The organism is Serratia sp. CY76391, from assembly GCF_052166695.1.
GTDB lineage: Bacteria > Pseudomonadota > Gammaproteobacteria > Enterobacterales > Enterobacteriaceae > Serratia > Serratia nematodiphila.
In genome coordinates, this window is sequence record NZ_JBJNOJ010000013.1 from 102,246 (window position 1) to 118,009 (window position 15,764).

A 15,764-nucleotide genomic window follows, 5' to 3' on the forward strand; every position below is an offset into this window, starting at 1 on the left:
CGTGGCTGGAAAGAGACGCTGGGGACGAGCGGCATGGCTGATGGTTGTCTTGCTGACGCTGTTGTTGGGCGGGCTGTCTTTGTTGAATCGCGCCCCTGAGCCCGAGGTGCCGCAGACGGCGCGCGTCGATCGCGGTGACATCGAAAAAAGCGTCTTGGCGACCGGGATTCTGAAACCGCTTCGGCAGGTGAACGTTGGCGCGCAGGTCAACGGTCAATTGAAAAAACTGTATGTCAAACAGGGGGACAGGGTGACTCAGGGGCAGCTCTTGGCCGAGATAGATCCGACGCTGCAACTTAACGAACTGCGCAAGTCGCAGGCCGAATTACGCAGCGCGCAGGCGCAGAAATTGGCGAGTCAGGCGCAGCTCAAGCAGTACCAGTTGGAGCTGACGCGGCAAAGGGCGCTGGCGCGCGACCGCGCCGGCGTGGCCAGCGATTTGGAAAAAGCGCAGGCGCAGCGCGACGCGCAACTGGCGCAGTTGAAAGTGAACGAGTCGCAGATCGTCCAGGCCGAAGTGGCGCAGGAAACCGCCAGGGCCAATCTGGCTTTTACCCGTATTACTGCCCCTATCGACGGCGAGGTGCTGGGCATCGTCACCCAAGAAGGGCAAACCATCGTCTCGTCGCAAAGCGCGCCGACCATTTTAGTGATGGCAGACGTGGATACGATGATGGTGCATACCCGCATATCGGAAAATGACATCTTGCAGGTGAAGACGGGGCAGCCGCTGTGGTTTTACGTCGCCGCCGATCCCCGCCGCCGATATGAGGGGGCCATGGGCGCGATACAGCAGGCACCGCCGGAGGCGCTGGAAACCGACCCACTGGGCAGGAATTCAAGCCAGCAAACGGCGGCGGTGTATTACAACGGCGTGTTTGCCGTCGCCAATGGCGAACGTCGACTGCGCACCTCGATGACGGCGCAGGTATTTATCATTACCGAACGTGCACAGGGAGTGGTGCGGGTGCCGATGGCTGCGCTGGGTGCGGCATTGGATGAAGGGGGTTACCAGGTCAAGGTGTTGGAAGGTGAGCAGACCGTGGTACGCCGAGTGCGTATCGGTACCCGCGATCGTCGCTATGCCGAAGTGCTGGAAGGGCTGAGCGCAGGGGAACGGGTGCTGCTGGAGCAGCAGCCTGATGCGGAGGACGACCATGTCAGCTAGCACGGATCCCATTATCGTTTTGGATAACGTTTCGCGCGAGTTTCAGACCGGGGAGCAGAAAATTGCGGTCCTCAAACGCGTTTCCCTGAGCATTCAGCGGGGGGAAATGGTCGCTATCGTCGGCGCCTCCGGTTCTGGAAAATCGACGCTGATGAACATTATCGGCTGTCTGGACAAGCCTTCTCAGGGCGATGTGCACATCAACGGGGTGGATATTGGGCAAGCCGACGGCGATCGCCTGGCGCAGCTTCGCAGCCGGCATATCGGCTTTATCTTCCAGCGCTATCATCTGATGCCTTACCTGACCGCCTGCGAGAATGTGGCGATCCCGGCGCTGTATACCGCCATGCCGGCCGCAGAACGTCGTCAGCGGGCAGCGCATTTGTTGACTCGGCTCGGGTTGGCGCAGCGCGGCGGTCATCGCCCGGCGCAGCTTTCAGGTGGGCAACAGCAGCGGGTCAGTATTGCACGCGCCCTGATGAACGGTGCGGAAATCATTTTGGCCGATGAACCGACCGGCGCGCTGGATAGCGCCAGCGGTCAGGCGTTGATGGCCATTTTGCACGAGCTGAACGCGGTTGGGCATACCGTGGTCATCGTGACACACGATCGGCGGATCGCCGAGCAGGCACGGCGGATCATTGAGATCGGCGACGGCGAGATCGTGGCGGATCGTTGCCATGATGCCGCCCGACAGCATTCTACGTTCGAACGGCCGCTACCGCTGGTGGCACCCCTGAAGCGCATGGCGCCGGGCGTGGCGCTGAAAGAGGCTGTCAGTATGGCCTGGCGGGCATTGCTGGGGCATCGTGGCCGGGCCGTGTTGTCGATGCTCGGCATCATTATCGGCATTGCGGCAGTGGTCTCCGCCATCGCCATCGGTGAAGGCACGCGGCGTAATATTCTCAATGAAATCAGTCAGCTTGGCACAAGCACGTTGGAGATTCGCCCTGGCCTCGGGTGGGAAAAATCGCGCCCCGATTTTGCGCGTTCGCTGAGCGCGCGTGATGCAGCATTGCTGGCGGCGATGCCTTACGTCGACAGCATCTCGCCGGTGATCGGCACCCAACTGCTGGCCGTTCGCGAAAGCAAACAGGTGCCACTCGCCGTGATGGGCGTCGGCGAGGGGTATTTCCGCACGCAGGGCATTCGGCTGCTTTCCGGTGGCCTGTTTACTGCGCAGGATCTGAGTGAGCGCGCACCGGTGGCGGTGATCGATCCCTTGCTGCAACAGGCTCTGTTTTCTTCCCGGCAAGATCCGGTGGGCGCGGTGTTGCTGATAACGGGTGTGCCTTATCGGGTGATCGGCGTCGCGCAGCGCCGCGGCGCACAATATGCCGGTTCTCAACCGCTTGCCTGGCTGCCCTATACCTCCCTGACTGGTCGCATCACCGGCGATATGCCGCTGGAATCCATTGTGATGCGAGTGAATGAAAAACTGACGCTGGAAGAGGCGGGGAGGGAGGTGACCCGGCGTTTGATGGTGGAACACGGGCGGCGGGATTTCTTCACTCTGACCGACGATCAGCTGACGCAATCCATTCAGCGTGCCTCAGACTCCATGCAGTTGCTGATTACCGCGATTGCTGCCATCTCGCTGCTGGTGGGCGGCGTGGGGGTAATGAACATCATGCTGGTCTCGGTGACGGAACGGACCCATGAGATCGGCATTCGATTGGCGGTGGGCGCCGCTGAGAAAGACATTATGCGGCAGTTTTTAATTGAGGCGGTGGTGATCTGCAGCCTGGGGGGCGTGTTGGGGATCGCCTGCGCCGCGCTGGTTAAAGGGGCTCTGAGCGGATTGGCGCCGCAGGTAACGATGATCTTTACCTGGCCGCCGTTGCTGCTGGCCTGCGGATTCTCGGCGTTGATCGGTGTCGGGTTTGGGTTCTTTCCCGCTCGCACCGCCGCGCGCCTGCAGCCGGTGGAGGCGCTGGCGCGAGAATGAGCCGACTTCTGGTTTGCGGGCTGGTGATGCTGTCGCTGAGCGCCTGCGGATGGCGGCCGATCGACCCCACGTCGCCACCGTCGCTGCCGCCGCAGTGGCGTGTGGTCGATGAACGTTCCGGTTCACTGCGGGCGGGCATCACCTGGTGGGAAAACTTCAATGATCCGCAACTGTCCGCGCTGATCGATGGCGTACTGATCGCGAATCAGGATCTGGCGCTGGCCGGATTGCAGTGGCGCGAGGCCGTGTTGGAGGCCGGATTAGCGCAGGGCAATTTGACGCCGGATCTGGCCGCCAGCCTGAGCGGCCGCAATACCCGAACGTTGCGGAGCACGGCTACGCCGCAGGAAAGCTACCGTGCGGGGCTTTCTCTGAGCTATGAGCTGGATTTATGGGGCAAGCTGGCACGTATTCGCGAACAGGCCGAATGGCTGGCCGTCGCCTCGGAGTTGGACCGGCGCAATACCGCGTTGACCTTGATCGGTGCGACCGCGCGCGGGTATTGGCAGATTGCCGATTTGAATCAGCACGTCACCCATCAGCAACAGGCGCTGGCGATCGCGTGTGAAACTTTGCGGCTGGTGAGGGCTCGTCACACCGCCGGCGACGTTGGCCAATTCGAACTGTTGCAGGCGGGACAAAGTCTGTTGGCGCGAGAGAATCAGCTGCATGAGCTGGAGCGACAGCGGGAAGATGCGCGTAACTCGTTGGCGTTATTGTTCGGGCGATCGCCGCTGCTGCGCTATAGCGAACGGCGTTCGTTGCCGCTTGAAGAGGTGGCTGTCGTACAGCGCCAGCCGGCGAAGGTGATTGCGCGCAGGCCGGATGTTCAGGCGGCAGAGCGCCGCCTGAGAGCGGCGCTGGCCGGAGCGGAGGCGGCCAGATTGAGTTTTTATCCGGCGCTGAGTCTGGAGGCTGGGTTGGATGCCGGCAGCGGGCTTTTCCGCCGGTGGTTCAGTGAACCTTCGCGTTCGCTGGGCGCAACGTTGACGCTGCCGTTTATCGAATGGCGCAAGATGCGTTTGTCCAGCGACAAAGCGGCGTTGCAGGCGCAGCGGGCGGAGATTCAATTTCGCGATGCGGTCTACCGCGCGCTGGCCGATGTGGACAACGCCATGCGACAACGTCTGGAAGCACAGCGGCAAATCGGCAACCAGCGGCGGCATCTGGCGATGAGCCGACAAGCCGTGGCGTTGGCGCGGCATCAATATCAGGCCGGTTCCGTCGCGCTGCAAACGCTGCTGGATGCGCAAGAAGCAGTGTTGACCAGCGAAAATTCGCTGTCGGCGCTGCAATATCGCTACCTGAACGCCACGATGCAGCTCTGGCTGGCACTGGGCGGCAACGAGGCTTTCGCATCGGGGCAAGGAGAATAAGCATGGAGAAAATAAGGCGAGTGGTGGTCACCGGTTACGGTGCCGTCACCGCGCTGGGAGGCAACGTGCAGCAAAACTGGCAGGCTATCATGGCCAGCCGCCTGGCCTATCGTTATCACGATAAATCGGCGGCGGGGATCCACGCGCGCTTTTTTGCTTTGCTGGAGTCTGAACCACCGCTGGAGGGCGTTGCCGCGCGGGTAAGCCGCCGCTTGCCCAGATTCGCCAGGTTGGCGCTTGCCGCAGCCGCGGAGGCGATCGAAATGGCTTTTTCATCCAGTTTTGTGGGGCCCGCGCACTTTTATTCGTCGTTGGAGTGCGGGGCGATTATCGGCAGCGGCTGGGGCGGCCAGGATGAGATCATGCAAAACAATGCGGACTATCTGCAATCCGGACTGGGGCAGCTGTTTGGCTGTTTTCACGCGATGCCCAATATCGCGACCGCCATATGTGGCCAGCATTGGTTGCTGCGGGGCTATCAAGGCTCGCCGGCGGCGGCCTGCGCGACCGGCGGCATTGCGATTGGCGATGCGTTTGAGGTGATACGCAGCGGTCGCGCTTCAATGATGCTGGCCGGTGCCTCGGAGTCGTTGCGCGGCAACGGCGCGATCTGGAATATGGATGCGTTGCGTTTGTTGAGCCGGGAGCAAAAGGATATCACTAAAGCCAGTTGCCCGTTTAGTCGGGAACGCAACGGTTTCGTCCTGGCGGAAGGTGCCGCCGTGTTATGCCTTGAGGAACGGGAAGCGGCTTTAGCGCGCGGTGCGACGATTTTGGGCGAAATCAAAGGATACGGCAACTTTTCAGATGCTTTTGATCTTACCGCGCCGTCGAAGGATCCTCAGGCTAAGGTGAAAACCCTACGGCGGGCTTTGGAGCAGGCGGGGCTCGGCAGCCATGAGATCGACTATATCAATGCGCATGGTACGTCTACGCCGCAAAACGACGTGAATGAAACCGAAGCGATCAAGGCGGCGCTGGGACGCGATGCTTATCGCATACCGATTTCCAGCACGAAATCCTATACCGGGCACCTGCTTGGCGCATCCGGCAGCTTTGAGGCCATCGTCTGCCTGCAAGCATTACAGCAACAAATGATGCCGGCAACCTGCCATTTGCACGAGACCGATCCCGAATGCGATCTTGATTATATTCGCGAAGGGCATCGGCACGGTCGTCTGCGTAATGTCATGAGCCTCAGCTTCGGTTTCGGCGGCGCCAATGCGGCGCTGATATTTGGCAATCACTATGGATAACGTTAGAACGTATGGACAAATATCATCGGTTATATGAGGCGATTTGCGGCCTGTTGCATGAGGCCAGAGGGCTGGAGAGAACGATGCTGTCGGCGGATATGCCGCTACAGCAGCTTGGGCTGGACAGCCTGGATTATATGGAGCTGATGTTGTTGGTTCGGCGAGAATTCGGCATTACGCTCACTGCGGAAATGCTGATCGAGCATCCTGAGTTGACCCTCGGCGAATTGTGCCACGTGATAATCCGTCAATAATTTCATCCCCCCAGGCGATCGCTTGTTGAGGTAAAGCCTGGGTTTTTCGTCTGTTGTAACTGCTATTTCATCCTTACCCTTCCTGTTTCACTCTATTATCGATATCCATAATTATTAATGCTTATTCGTCAGGTTAATATGAACCCGTGGTGGTTTTTTATTCACCTTTGGGCGGTGTTATAAATGGCGAGTGTTAATGACATGGCGATGTTTTTTTAGGAATATTCTTTGTTTTGCCGGTTAATTTATCAATCTTACTCTACATCGTGCCCGGTAGTGATAATGCAAGCTAAAGCAAACAGGGACCTGCGCGGTGATAATACCGGGGATCTGCGGAACCCATTCACAATAGCGCCTCACAGGGGCGGCTGGCGCCGGTGATAATAACGCCTGTCGCGCTGTTCGCATTTGGCAAATCCGCTATACTCCGCGCTGGATGCAGGAACCTATCCATAAGCCAGGGGCTACCCTGAGTGTCCATTGTGGTGATGTAAAAGGAAAATGACAGCCACATTTTTCCTCTCAAAGTAATGAGGTTGTATGTCTAATCGTAAACATCTGACGCCTTCCGAAGTGGAGAGACTGCTTGAGGTCACGCTGCATGGAAAGAATCCAGAACGCGATTATTGTTTGATTTACATGTGTTTTATTCATGGGTGTCGCGCCAGTGAAATAGGGGGATGGCGTTTGTCGGATATCGATCTGGAGGGCGGTAATATCTATGTGCATCGGTTGAAAAATGGCTTTTCCACCGTGCATCCGCTTTATCTGCGCGAAAGGCAATGTCTGCGGCGCTGGTTGGATAAGCGTCAGCGGCACCGCTGGGCCGATCGGGAGTGGCTGTTCCTTTCCAACCGTGGCGGCCGTCTGTCGCGCCAACGGATTTACGGGTTGATTCGCCATTACAGCAAGGCTGCCAAATTGGAGGTCAACGCTCATCCACATATGCTGCGGCATGGCTGTGGATTTGCATTGGCGGACCGCGGTATCGATACCCGTTTAATCCAGGATTACCTCGGGCACCGAAATATCCAGAATACGGTGATTTATACCGCCAGCAATGCGCAGCGCTTTAAGGAAATTTGGTAAGTATGATTTAAGTTAATAACGTTAAGGAGTCACTTTGAACTAAACTGAAACATACTGTAAGGACGCGTAAAAACAATGTCAATATTCCCATGCTCCCTTTCCTGTTTAAAGCTTAATTTCATTTAAAAACAGTGTATTGCGATTTAACCTCCTGTCATGCCTTCCCTCTGATTCTAAGTAAAATCCTAATCAAAGTTCCACGGCTTTAAATCATTGAGTTAACACCTTGGTTTTTTAGTCTGATTTGTCAGTCACTCATCACTATATTAGTTTTTAATTCCGATAAATTAATGTTTTTTGGTTTTAAAAACCAAAGGAGTCACTTTAGTTCAAAATGAATCGTTTGGATGAATGAGCTTGGTGCCATTAATCAGTCTGGCTAAAGCCCCCCATATTCATGGAACTAAATAAAAGGAATGACATTAAGGATATGTCGGAAATAAACCCATGCATATTTTGCATATTTTTAAGGAAAGTAGGATGAAAAAGAATCTGTTGGCTGTAGCTGTACTGACCGCGTCCGCATTTATCCCCTCTGCATTTGCTGCTGACGGCGCGCTGAATATCACTGGCACCATTACCGATCAGTCTTGCACTGTCGATCCGGATTCCCAAAACAAGCAGGTCGCTTTGGGCAAGATCGCCAAAAATGCCTTCACCCTGTCTAAAACCGCCGGCGCCAAAGCGTTCAATCTGGTGCTGAAAAATTGCCCGGCCACTGTCACCGGCGCCACCGTGCGTTTTGATGGTACCCAGGTGCAGGGGCAGTCCGGGCTGCTGCAACTGACCGGCGCCGGCACTGCCGGGGTCGCGGGCGGTATTGGCGTGCAACTGCTGGACGACGGCAGCAACGTGTTAAATATCGGCAACGATTCCCGCGTCTATACGCTGGCAGAGAACAAAGACAACGTTCTGGGCTTTGTCGCGCGTTATTTCGCTTATGACAGCGTTTCCGTCGGTAGTGCCAACGCTACGGCCAACTTCACCATCGTTTATCAGTAAGGCCATGCCGTTACGGCGGCGGAACAGCTAGAAAAATGAGCCAGAGAGCGTGTCCTCTGGCTCTTATTCATCGGTGATGGAAACGGGAAGAAAGAGAATGAAAGCTGGATACTTTGCGCTGACGGCGGCGTTGTTGATGACGCTTTGGGCTCCGGTACAGGCCGGCGTGGTCGTGGGTGGAACGCGCCTCATCTACGACGGCGGTAAAAAAGAGTCTGCTCTGAATATCAGTAATCCGGATGCGGTGCCTTATCTGATCCAATCCTGGGTCGATGCGCAAGAAGGCGATAGCGCGAAAGCGCCTTTTATCATCACGCCGCCGCTATTTCGTTTAGATGGCGGCCAAAATAACCTGCTGCGCGTGGTGCGCGCAGGTGGCAATTTACCGACGGACAGAGAGTCGCTGTATTGGCTGAATGTGAAGGCGATCCCTTCGGTGGAAAAGAAAGAAAACACGTTGCAGATCGCCATCAAGACCCGCATCAAGTTGATTTACCGCCCGCAGGGACTCGCCGGCAATCTGGAGGAGGCGGCCGGTAAAGTGACGTGGCGGCGCAGTGGCGATCGTCTGCAGGTGACCAACCCTTCTCCCTACTACCTCACCTTTTTCAATTTGAAGCTGAATGGCCACGCCATTACCGGCAACACCATGGTAGCGCCGCAGGCGAGCGCCAGTTTCCCGCTGCCGACGGCGAGCGGTGCAGGTGGCAGCCTGAGCTGGCAAATCATTAACGACTATGGCGGCACCGGCCAGAACTTTACCAGCACGTTATAACCGGGCAGCGGTGCGTGTTTTTTTGCTCCGGGATAACGCTGGAGCTGGGGTTCGGCTTACCTGATTTTTTGTCGGGCCGAGCCAATCGGGACAGGGAGTTAAAAGGATGAATAACCCGAATTGCATTGGTTTACCAGGAGCGCGATCGGTTCTTGCCGGCCTGATGTCTTGCCAGGTGGCGCTGCTGAGCTCGATCGGCACGGCTTATGCACGCGATTATTTCAACCCGGCGTTGCTGGAAATTGATAATCCGGCGCTGCGAGGCGCCGATCTCTCCGTGTTTGAGGAGAACAGCAGCCAGGCGCCCGGGAGCTATCGGGTCGATCTTTACCTGAATGGCGAACAGATCGACAGCCTTGACGTCGAGTTCCGGCTTATGCCGGGAGTCGGCGGTAAGCAAGCGCTACAACCTTGTTTCAGCACGGAAAAATTGGCTGAATTGGGCGTCAGGGTTGCTATGTTCCCGGCGATGGTGCCTGGGGATAGCTGCGTCAACCTTGCGCAGGCCATTCCACAGGCCTCTGCGGTATTCTTGTTCAATCAGCTGAGGCTGAATTTGAGTATTCCACAGGCGGCGTTGCGCTTGAATGCGCGCGACTACGTTTCCCCGGATAAATGGGATTCCGGCATACCGGCGCTGTTGGTCAATTACAACTTCAGCGGTGCCAATAGCCATATGCGCGACAGCGAACGGCAAAACAATAATAACTATTATCTCAATCTGCGTTCGGGCATCAACTGGGGTGCCTGGCGCCTGCGTAACTATTCGATCTGGAATCATTACACCGGCGGCTCTTCTTCCTGGCGCTCAATCAATACCTACCTGCAGCGCGATATCGTTGCGTTGCAAAGCCGCCTGATCCTGGGGGACAGCGCGACGTCCAACGATGTATTCGACAGCGTGCAGTTCCGCGGTGGGCAGTTGGCCTCTGAAGACGACATCCTGCCGGACAGCATGAAAGGGTACTCGCCGGTAGTACGCGGGATCGCACGCACTAATGCGCAAATAGTCATCCGGCAAAACGGCTACGTGATTTATCAAAGCTATGTGCCGCCGGGGGCATTTGAAATTACCGATCTGTATCCCACGGGCGGCAGCGGCGACCTGAATGTGAACGTGCGTGAGGCTGATGGCCAGGAGCAGCATTTTGTGGTGCCTTACGCCGTGGTGCCGGTATTGCAGCGCGAAGGGCGGTTTAAATACAGCCTGACCAGCGGGAAATACCGTTCATACAGCGGCGGCGTTGATGAACGCCCGTTCAGCCAGGCAACCGGGATCTACGGTCTGCCATGGGGGGCCACGCTGTATGGCGGCGTGCAGGCGGCCAGTAAATATCAGTCTCTGGCGTGGGGCTGGGGGCAGAACCTGGGGGCGATGGGCGCGCTGTCTGCCGATGTCACCCAAGCCTGGACCAAACAGGAAACCCGGCCGAAGGAACAGGGGCAGTCATGGCGCCTACGCTACGGTAAAAACTTCATTGAGACCGGCACCAACTTTAGCTTGGCCAGCTACCGCTACTCCACGCGCGGTTTTTATAACCTGCAAGAGGCGCTGGAGAGTTACGGCGGCAACAGTGCTATCTATAACGATCACAAGAAGAGCCGTGCCGAGCTGACGATGAGCCAGAGCCTGTGGGATTTGGGGGGAACGCTGTCGCTCAGCCTGTTTAACGAAGACTACTGGGACGGCAATCGCCGCTCGCAATCGGTCACCCTCAGTTACAACAACAGCTGGGAAGCTGTCAGTTACGGGCTGAATTACACCTTCAACCAGAATGGCTACGACAGTAACGGCAATCGAAGCAACATCCGTGACCATATCGTGGCTTTCAACGTCAGCGTGCCGCTCAGCAAATGGCTGCCAGGCAGCTATGCCACCTACAACATGAACACCAGCCGCAATGGTGCTACCAGCAACAACCTCGGATTGAGCGGTACTGCCCTGCCGGGCAACAACCTGAACTACAGCATCAGCCAGGGCTATACCGGCCGGGGCGTAGGGGCGAACGGCAATATTCAGGCGGATTATAAAGGCGCCCTCGCTGAGTGGAACCTGGGTTATGACTACGATCGCCATCGGCAGCAGGTGAACTACGGCGTGCAGGGCGGCGTTCTGGTGCACCAAAACGGCGTCACGCTGTCGCAGCCGTTGGGCGATACGGTGGCGTTGGTGCAGGCGCCCGGTGCCGCAGGGGTTGATGTCCTGAACCAGACCGGGGTCAGCACCGACTGGCGCGGTTATGCGGTTGTACCTTACCTGACGCCTTATCGGCGCAATATCGTCGGATTGGACGGTGAATCTTTCGCCGATGACGTCGACATGACGCTGAGCAGCCAAACGGTGATCCCAACCCGCGGCGCCGTGGTGCGCGCCCGCTTCAATCCGGACGTCGGTGCCCGCGTGTTGATGACCTTGCTGACGCGCAGTGGCAATCCGGTGCCGTTCGGCGCCACCGTCAGCAATCTCAACAGCCCTTCTGACAATGCCGGCATCGTCGGCGACGGTGGCCAGGTTTATCTGGCCGGCCTGGCGGAGAGTGGGCAGCTGCGGGTGAAGTGGGGCAATGACGCGGCTCAGCAATGTCAGGCCAACTATCAATTGGCTAATCAGCCCGAGAGCGGTGGGATTCGTCTCGTTAACGGGCAGTGTTTATAAGGTGCATATGATGACGACAGGAATATTGTTTCAACGAAGAATTATCGTCGGCGGACTATTGGCGTGCGCAATGCTGGGTGCTCAAAAGGCGCAAGCCGCTTTAGGGCAGTGTACCCCTATCGCGGGTACTCATGCATTTTCATTCTTCTTTTCCCCAAGTTTAACCGACCCGTCTCAGAACGTGACGGGGCGAATTATTAGTAATGCAGCCGGTAACAACTGGAACTTGTCTGGTTCGTATTACGTAAAATGCGAGTGCCAGCAACGTACGGCATCCTATGTTACCGCCAAGGTGGCGCTGAGCGATCCAGTATTCAGCGAAAACCAACTGACTTATTACGCACTGAATGAGTATTTGGGCGTTGCCAGTGAGGTCTACGTGGCGGGTTATCGTAACGAGTACATCCCCACACCGTTTGAAAATGAAACAAATAAAAAAACCGATATGGATGGAGATGACGAATCCTGCGCTAGCACACCTTACAACAGCGGGGCTCGCGGGCGAATTCACTTGTATTTCCGCCGTCCTTTCGTTGGCGTGACCACTATCCCCAGTACTCGCCTGGTGGACACCTACGTCTCCGTGGCGAGTGGCGTGAAAAGCGATGTGCCGGTCTCTACGGTTTCCATGAGTGGTACCGTCACCGTGCCGCAGAGTTGTGAAATCAGCCCGCAAACGATCACGGTCGATTTTGGCGACATCTTGACGTCGAATATCCAAACCAAGGGCGCGATACCGCCCCGTTTTACCCCAGAAGAGAGAACGCTGACGCTGGCCTGCCGCAATATTTCCGCCGGCGTCAAGGTCAGCCTGTCATTCCGTGGCGAGGCTGACGACAGCATGCCAGAGGCGCTGAAGACCAGCAATCAAGATATCGGCGTGATGATTAAGGATATGCAGGGCAATGTGATTCCACCACAAAGCGGGCGCTTGCCGATCGATAACTTCCAATATCCCAACCAGAGTGGCAGTTCACGGATCAGCATCTATCCGATAAACACTACTGGACAAGCCCCTTCAGTGGGGCAGTTCAATGCAACGGCGACCATTCAGGCAGAAATTCAATAAACGGATATTTCAACGGTAGCGGGCCGTGCCCGGCGTTTAACGAGAAGGAATAAAGTATGGGGAAAGCTATTAGCGGTATCAGCTGCAAATTGGCGCTGGCTGGCCTGCTGCTCTTGGCCATGCCGACAGCGCAAGCCACATCAAAACTAGTCATTACCGGCAACATCAAAGCGGCGCCCTGCGAAATCGACGGCGCGAACGGCACGATTTCGGTCAATCTGGGGGATGACATTTCCGCCGCCGTCCTGGCGACCTCCGGAGCCTCCAGCCCTTGGGTGGAGTTCCCTTTGACGCTAAAAAACTGCCCGAGCACCACCACGTCGGTTGTCGCGACCTTCAGCGGGACGGCCGCTGAGGAAAGCGCCAGCTTATACAAAAGCACTGGCAGTTCTCGCCGGGTACAAATTGAATTGCAAAACAATCAGGGAGCAAACCTGGGCAATGGCAAGAGCATGACCCAGTCAGTTAACCAAGCGACGCATGAAGCCAAATTCAATTTGCGGGCGCGGGCATACAGCACCAATGGTGGTTCTACACCTGGCTCGATAGACGGCGCTCTGCAGGTCACTTTTGTCTATCAGTAGACAAAAAGATCGTCCTAATTGGAATGCTAACGACAGATTTAAGGTGATGATATGAATAGTAATTATCCCTATGGAACGGCTTTGGCGGCCGGTAAGGCAACGACGGGGGCCGTGGCCATCATGGAGCCCTGCCTTATCACTGCGTTGGGGATGAGAAATCGCTTGATTGAGTCCTGCGGCCTGCAGCCCGACAACGTTCGGCAGGTGACGAACCTGGTGGCATTGAGAACCTTATTCACTCAGCATGTGCATCGCTTATTGGTGATGGATTTGTGCGGTAAATCAGAGTCGGTATTGGACGGTTTCCGGTTGATCGCTGAAGTACGCGAAAACTCGCCGGACACCGCGATAATTATTTGTACGGCACTGGATGAACCCAGGCTGCTACGGCAACTGATCGCCTCCGGCATCCGTGGCCTGATGTTGAAGCAGGAACCGGCCATTGCGTTGACTCACTGCGTCCAACAGGTTTTGACGGGCTGCAGCAGTTTCAGCCACCGGGTGCGTCAGCGTCAATTGCATGAGGCGGCGGCCGACAAGCCTCTGACGGCGAAGGAACTGGATGTGCTGACCCAGCTGTTTTCCGGTAAAAGCGTAACCAACGTGGCGTTAACGATGTGCCGTGATATACGCACCGTCAGCACGCATAAGCGCAATGCGATGTTGAAGTTGGGATTTCACAGCGATGGGGAATTGTACCTTCAGGGGAAATGGATGGCTGCGCAAGGTTCATCCTTTGTTCGCTAGGCAAGCGTGCGATGCCTCTCGGGTAAGCAAGCATAGGAGCAGATTATGCATTCATGGCGTCAGCAGCCGCTGAACATAGCGTTAATGGACAGATGTCCATTAACGCTGGAGGGGTTGGCGAGTTTTCTAAAAACGCTGCCAACCCAGGCAAAAGTTGTCGTAAAAGAAACCAGCGTTCGCGCGGTGGCGGATAGTGTGGTCTATCAGCAGGCTGACGTGCTGATTAGCGAGATGGACGGTGAAGATGAAACGGTGGCTCAGGGCAGAGAAACGTTGCTTGCCTTGTGCACGCAGCTACCCGAATTGCGGGTAATCGTCTATACCCGCTGCCAGAATGCAGAAGAGGTGGGGCGTCTGTTGAACCAGCCCAATATCAGCATCGTCGCCAGAGATGACGCTTTGCCGCTGGTGGCGGAGTTTTTTAATCGGGTCTTGCTTGGGGAGCGAGTGTTGAGCCCACAGATAGGGACTTTTCTGGCACCCTCGGTTAGCGGAGATGAGGTGTTCACCCGAAAGCTGACTCGCTGCGAGACTGATGTGTTGGCCTTTTTGTTCAACGGCATGAGCCTGCGGCAAATCGCCGAATTGCAACGCCGCAGCATCAAGACGATCAGCGCGCATAAATGCAGTGCCATGCGCAAACTGCAGGTGAAGAATGACAGTGAACTGTTTTCATTGCACGGCAATATTACGCGACAATTTGGCGGGAAGTGGTCAAAGGGGACTTAATCGTTAATGACAGGGTGTAAACCGGTAGCCTGGGCGTTGAAAAAACAATCAAACAAGTGTTCCCCTGGGCGGGTGGATGAAAGCAGCTCGGCGTTGGAATAGTGCTGAATTAGAGCGTTGTTGGCGTGCCGGGCTGCATTTTCCCATCCGATATTTTTTACCGTACTCGATGTGCACGTTAAAAGAAGATGAGTGCCTGCATCGTTATTTTCATCGTAAAATTAAATGCTGATCGTGCGGAATCGCTCTACATTGGTTGCGGTGTAGATCACCGTATTCTGGATATTTTTGTGCCCTAAATAATCCTGAATCAAGCGCGTATCGACCCCGTTATCTGCAAGCGCGTAGCCGCAGGAGTGTCGCAGCATGTGAGGATGAACCTGAACGCTAATACCGGCCATTTCACCGTACATTCTCATTAGGCGATACAGTTGCTGACGTGAAATTTGCCCGCCGTGGCGCGACAGAAATAACCATGGGGAATTGGCGTCAGGATAGTTTGCCCGCTGGGCCAGCCAGTTTAACAGCGCCTGGCGTTCTCGCGGCTGAATGGGGTGCTGCACGGAAAAACCGTTCTTTAGCCGAGATATATGGATCCGATGGGAGGTAAGATCAATATCTTGCAGGCGTAATGATCGCAGTTCGCTCACCCGCAAGCCGTGAATGAAGCACATTAATAGTAAACAACGATCTCGAATGCTATTTTTACCCTCATGCACGGCGGCAATCAGTTGTTCAATTTCAATCTGGCTAAGGAATTTCCTTTTTTTCATTTTCCTTTCCTGCGTATCTGGTACTGGCGATTTCCATTATGAAGTTTTATTAAAACATTGGAACATAATAGGCGGCAAAGGAAATAAATAATTTTATTTTCTAATGCATGGGTTTATTTTATCTTTTTCTTTTTGTTATTTTTTTAGTGAATGTATTTTGATTTTATAGATCTATTTTCTTTAGCAGCTTATTTAATTGGCGAATATTTAGCGCCCAGAGCGAACGATGCTGCGAATTGGCCGCCGGCAGGCGGCAACGGCGATAACGCCTTTCCCCGACCTGTGCTAAACTGTGATGAGAATTCGTCTTGATCTCATTCTCACGCCGCTTACAATGC

General features: G+C 55.7%; 14 protein-coding genes. 13 read left to right on the forward strand and 1 reads right to left on the reverse strand.

Annotated features, from left to right (window positions below):
- Positions 1-40 precede the first annotated feature (40 nt).
- From ACJ8PN_RS21370 to ACJ8PN_RS21430, 13 genes are all read left to right on the forward strand, one after another.
- On the forward strand, positions 41-1,168 hold the full coding sequence (locus ACJ8PN_RS21370) for an efflux RND transporter periplasmic adaptor subunit (protein ID WP_351109374.1): 1,128 nt from the start codon (positions 41-43) through the stop codon (positions 1,166-1,168).
- Positions 1,158-3,116 carry an ABC transporter permease gene (locus tag ACJ8PN_RS21375; RefSeq protein WP_351109332.1) on the forward strand — a complete coding sequence of 653 codons (1,959 nt, stop codon included), beginning with the start codon at positions 1,158-1,160 and terminating at the stop codon, positions 3,114-3,116. The genes ACJ8PN_RS21370 and ACJ8PN_RS21375 overlap by 11 nt, the downstream gene beginning before the upstream one ends.
- Positions 3,113-4,492 (forward strand): efflux transporter outer membrane subunit, encoded by a 1,380-nt coding sequence (locus ACJ8PN_RS21380; RefSeq protein WP_253718492.1) that lies wholly within the window; start codon positions 3,113-3,115, stop codon positions 4,490-4,492. Before ACJ8PN_RS21375 ends, ACJ8PN_RS21380 begins: the two co-directional genes overlap by 4 nt.
- Positions 4,493-4,494: 2 nt before the next feature.
- Positions 4,495-5,748, forward strand: coding sequence for a beta-ketoacyl-[acyl-carrier-protein] synthase family protein (locus tag ACJ8PN_RS21385; protein WP_033645646.1), 1,254 nt, complete (start codon positions 4,495-4,497; stop codon positions 5,746-5,748).
- Positions 5,749-5,759: 11 nt separating this feature from the next.
- Complete coding sequence (locus ACJ8PN_RS21390) at positions 5,760-6,002, forward strand: acyl carrier protein (protein ID WP_033632204.1); 243 nt, start codon at positions 5,760-5,762, stop codon at positions 6,000-6,002.
- 540 nt (positions 6,003-6,542) lie between these two features.
- The gene (locus ACJ8PN_RS21395; RefSeq protein WP_004931783.1) at positions 6,543-7,091 is read left to right on the forward strand and encodes a tyrosine-type DNA invertase; all 549 of its coding nucleotides are present in this window, start codon (positions 6,543-6,545) and stop codon (positions 7,089-7,091) included.
- A gap of 480 nt (positions 7,092-7,571) precedes the next feature.
- Positions 7,572-8,093, forward strand: a complete 522-nt coding sequence (locus ACJ8PN_RS21400) for a fimbrial protein (protein ID WP_351109329.1) — start codon at positions 7,572-7,574, stop codon at positions 8,091-8,093.
- Between the two features lie 97 nt (positions 8,094-8,190).
- Entirely contained in the window at positions 8,191-8,868 is a 678-nt protein-coding gene (locus tag ACJ8PN_RS21405) for a fimbrial biogenesis chaperone (RefSeq protein WP_033632205.1), read from the forward strand.
- Between the two features lie 106 nt (positions 8,869-8,974).
- Positions 8,975-11,524, forward strand: a complete 2,550-nt coding sequence (locus ACJ8PN_RS21410) for a fimbria/pilus outer membrane usher protein (protein WP_351109327.1) — start codon at positions 8,975-8,977, stop codon at positions 11,522-11,524.
- Positions 11,525-11,531: 7 nt separating this feature from the next.
- Positions 11,532-12,593: a fimbrial protein gene (locus ACJ8PN_RS21415; protein WP_351109325.1), complete on the forward strand. Its 1,062-nt coding sequence runs from the start codon at positions 11,532-11,534 to the stop codon at positions 12,591-12,593.
- Positions 12,594-12,649: 56 nt separating this feature from the next.
- On the forward strand, positions 12,650-13,177 hold the full coding sequence (locus ACJ8PN_RS21420; protein WP_171454672.1) for a fimbrial protein: 528 nt from the start codon (positions 12,650-12,652) through the stop codon (positions 13,175-13,177).
- Positions 13,178-13,228: 51 nt separating this feature from the next.
- Positions 13,229-13,924 carry a response regulator transcription factor gene (locus ACJ8PN_RS21425; RefSeq protein WP_171454671.1) on the forward strand — a complete coding sequence of 232 codons (696 nt, stop codon included), beginning with the start codon at positions 13,229-13,231 and terminating at the stop codon, positions 13,922-13,924.
- A 45-nt stretch (positions 13,925-13,969) separates the two neighbouring features.
- The gene (locus ACJ8PN_RS21430) at positions 13,970-14,653 is read left to right on the forward strand and encodes a response regulator transcription factor (RefSeq protein ID WP_171454670.1); all 684 of its coding nucleotides are present in this window, start codon (positions 13,970-13,972) and stop codon (positions 14,651-14,653) included.
- Positions 14,654-14,874: 221 nt separating this feature from the next.
- Here the strand turns inward: ACJ8PN_RS21430 and ACJ8PN_RS21435 are convergent, their stop codons facing one another.
- Entirely contained in the window at positions 14,875-15,426 is a 552-nt protein-coding gene (locus ACJ8PN_RS21435) for a tyrosine-type DNA invertase (RefSeq protein ID WP_033644817.1), read from the reverse strand.
- Positions 15,427-15,764 lie beyond the last annotated feature (338 nt).

Excerpts from the sequence above, each read along its gene's own strand:
- ACJ8PN_RS21370 (WP_351109374.1), top strand. The coding sequence starts at position 41 with ATGGTTGTCTTGCTGACGCTGTTGTTGGGCGGGCTGTCTTTGTTGAAT.
- ACJ8PN_RS21375 (WP_351109332.1), top strand. The coding sequence starts at position 1,158 with ATGTCAGCTAGCACGGATCCCATTATCGTTTTGGATAACGTTTCGCGC.
- ACJ8PN_RS21380 (WP_253718492.1), top strand. The coding sequence starts at position 3,113 with ATGAGCCGACTTCTGGTTTGCGGGCTGGTGATGCTGTCGCTGAGCGCC.
- ACJ8PN_RS21385 (WP_033645646.1), top strand. The coding sequence starts at position 4,495 with ATGGAGAAAATAAGGCGAGTGGTGGTCACCGGTTACGGTGCCGTCACC.
- ACJ8PN_RS21390 (WP_033632204.1), top strand. The coding sequence starts at position 5,760 with ATGGACAAATATCATCGGTTATATGAGGCGATTTGCGGCCTGTTGCAT.
- ACJ8PN_RS21395 (WP_004931783.1), top strand. The coding sequence starts at position 6,543 with ATGTCTAATCGTAAACATCTGACGCCTTCCGAAGTGGAGAGACTGCTT.
- ACJ8PN_RS21400 (WP_351109329.1), top strand. The coding sequence starts at position 7,572 with ATGAAAAAGAATCTGTTGGCTGTAGCTGTACTGACCGCGTCCGCATTT.
- ACJ8PN_RS21405 (WP_033632205.1), top strand. The coding sequence starts at position 8,191 with ATGAAAGCTGGATACTTTGCGCTGACGGCGGCGTTGTTGATGACGCTT.
- ACJ8PN_RS21410 (WP_351109327.1), top strand. The coding sequence starts at position 8,975 with ATGAATAACCCGAATTGCATTGGTTTACCAGGAGCGCGATCGGTTCTT.
- ACJ8PN_RS21415 (WP_351109325.1), top strand. The coding sequence starts at position 11,532 with ATGATGACGACAGGAATATTGTTTCAACGAAGAATTATCGTCGGCGGA.
- ACJ8PN_RS21420 (WP_171454672.1), top strand. The coding sequence starts at position 12,650 with ATGGGGAAAGCTATTAGCGGTATCAGCTGCAAATTGGCGCTGGCTGGC.
- ACJ8PN_RS21425 (WP_171454671.1), top strand. The coding sequence starts at position 13,229 with ATGAATAGTAATTATCCCTATGGAACGGCTTTGGCGGCCGGTAAGGCA.
- ACJ8PN_RS21430 (WP_171454670.1), top strand. The coding sequence starts at position 13,970 with ATGCATTCATGGCGTCAGCAGCCGCTGAACATAGCGTTAATGGACAGA.
- ACJ8PN_RS21435 (WP_033644817.1), bottom strand. The coding sequence starts at position 15,426 with ATGAAAAAAAGGAAATTCCTTAGCCAGATTGAAATTGAACAACTGATT.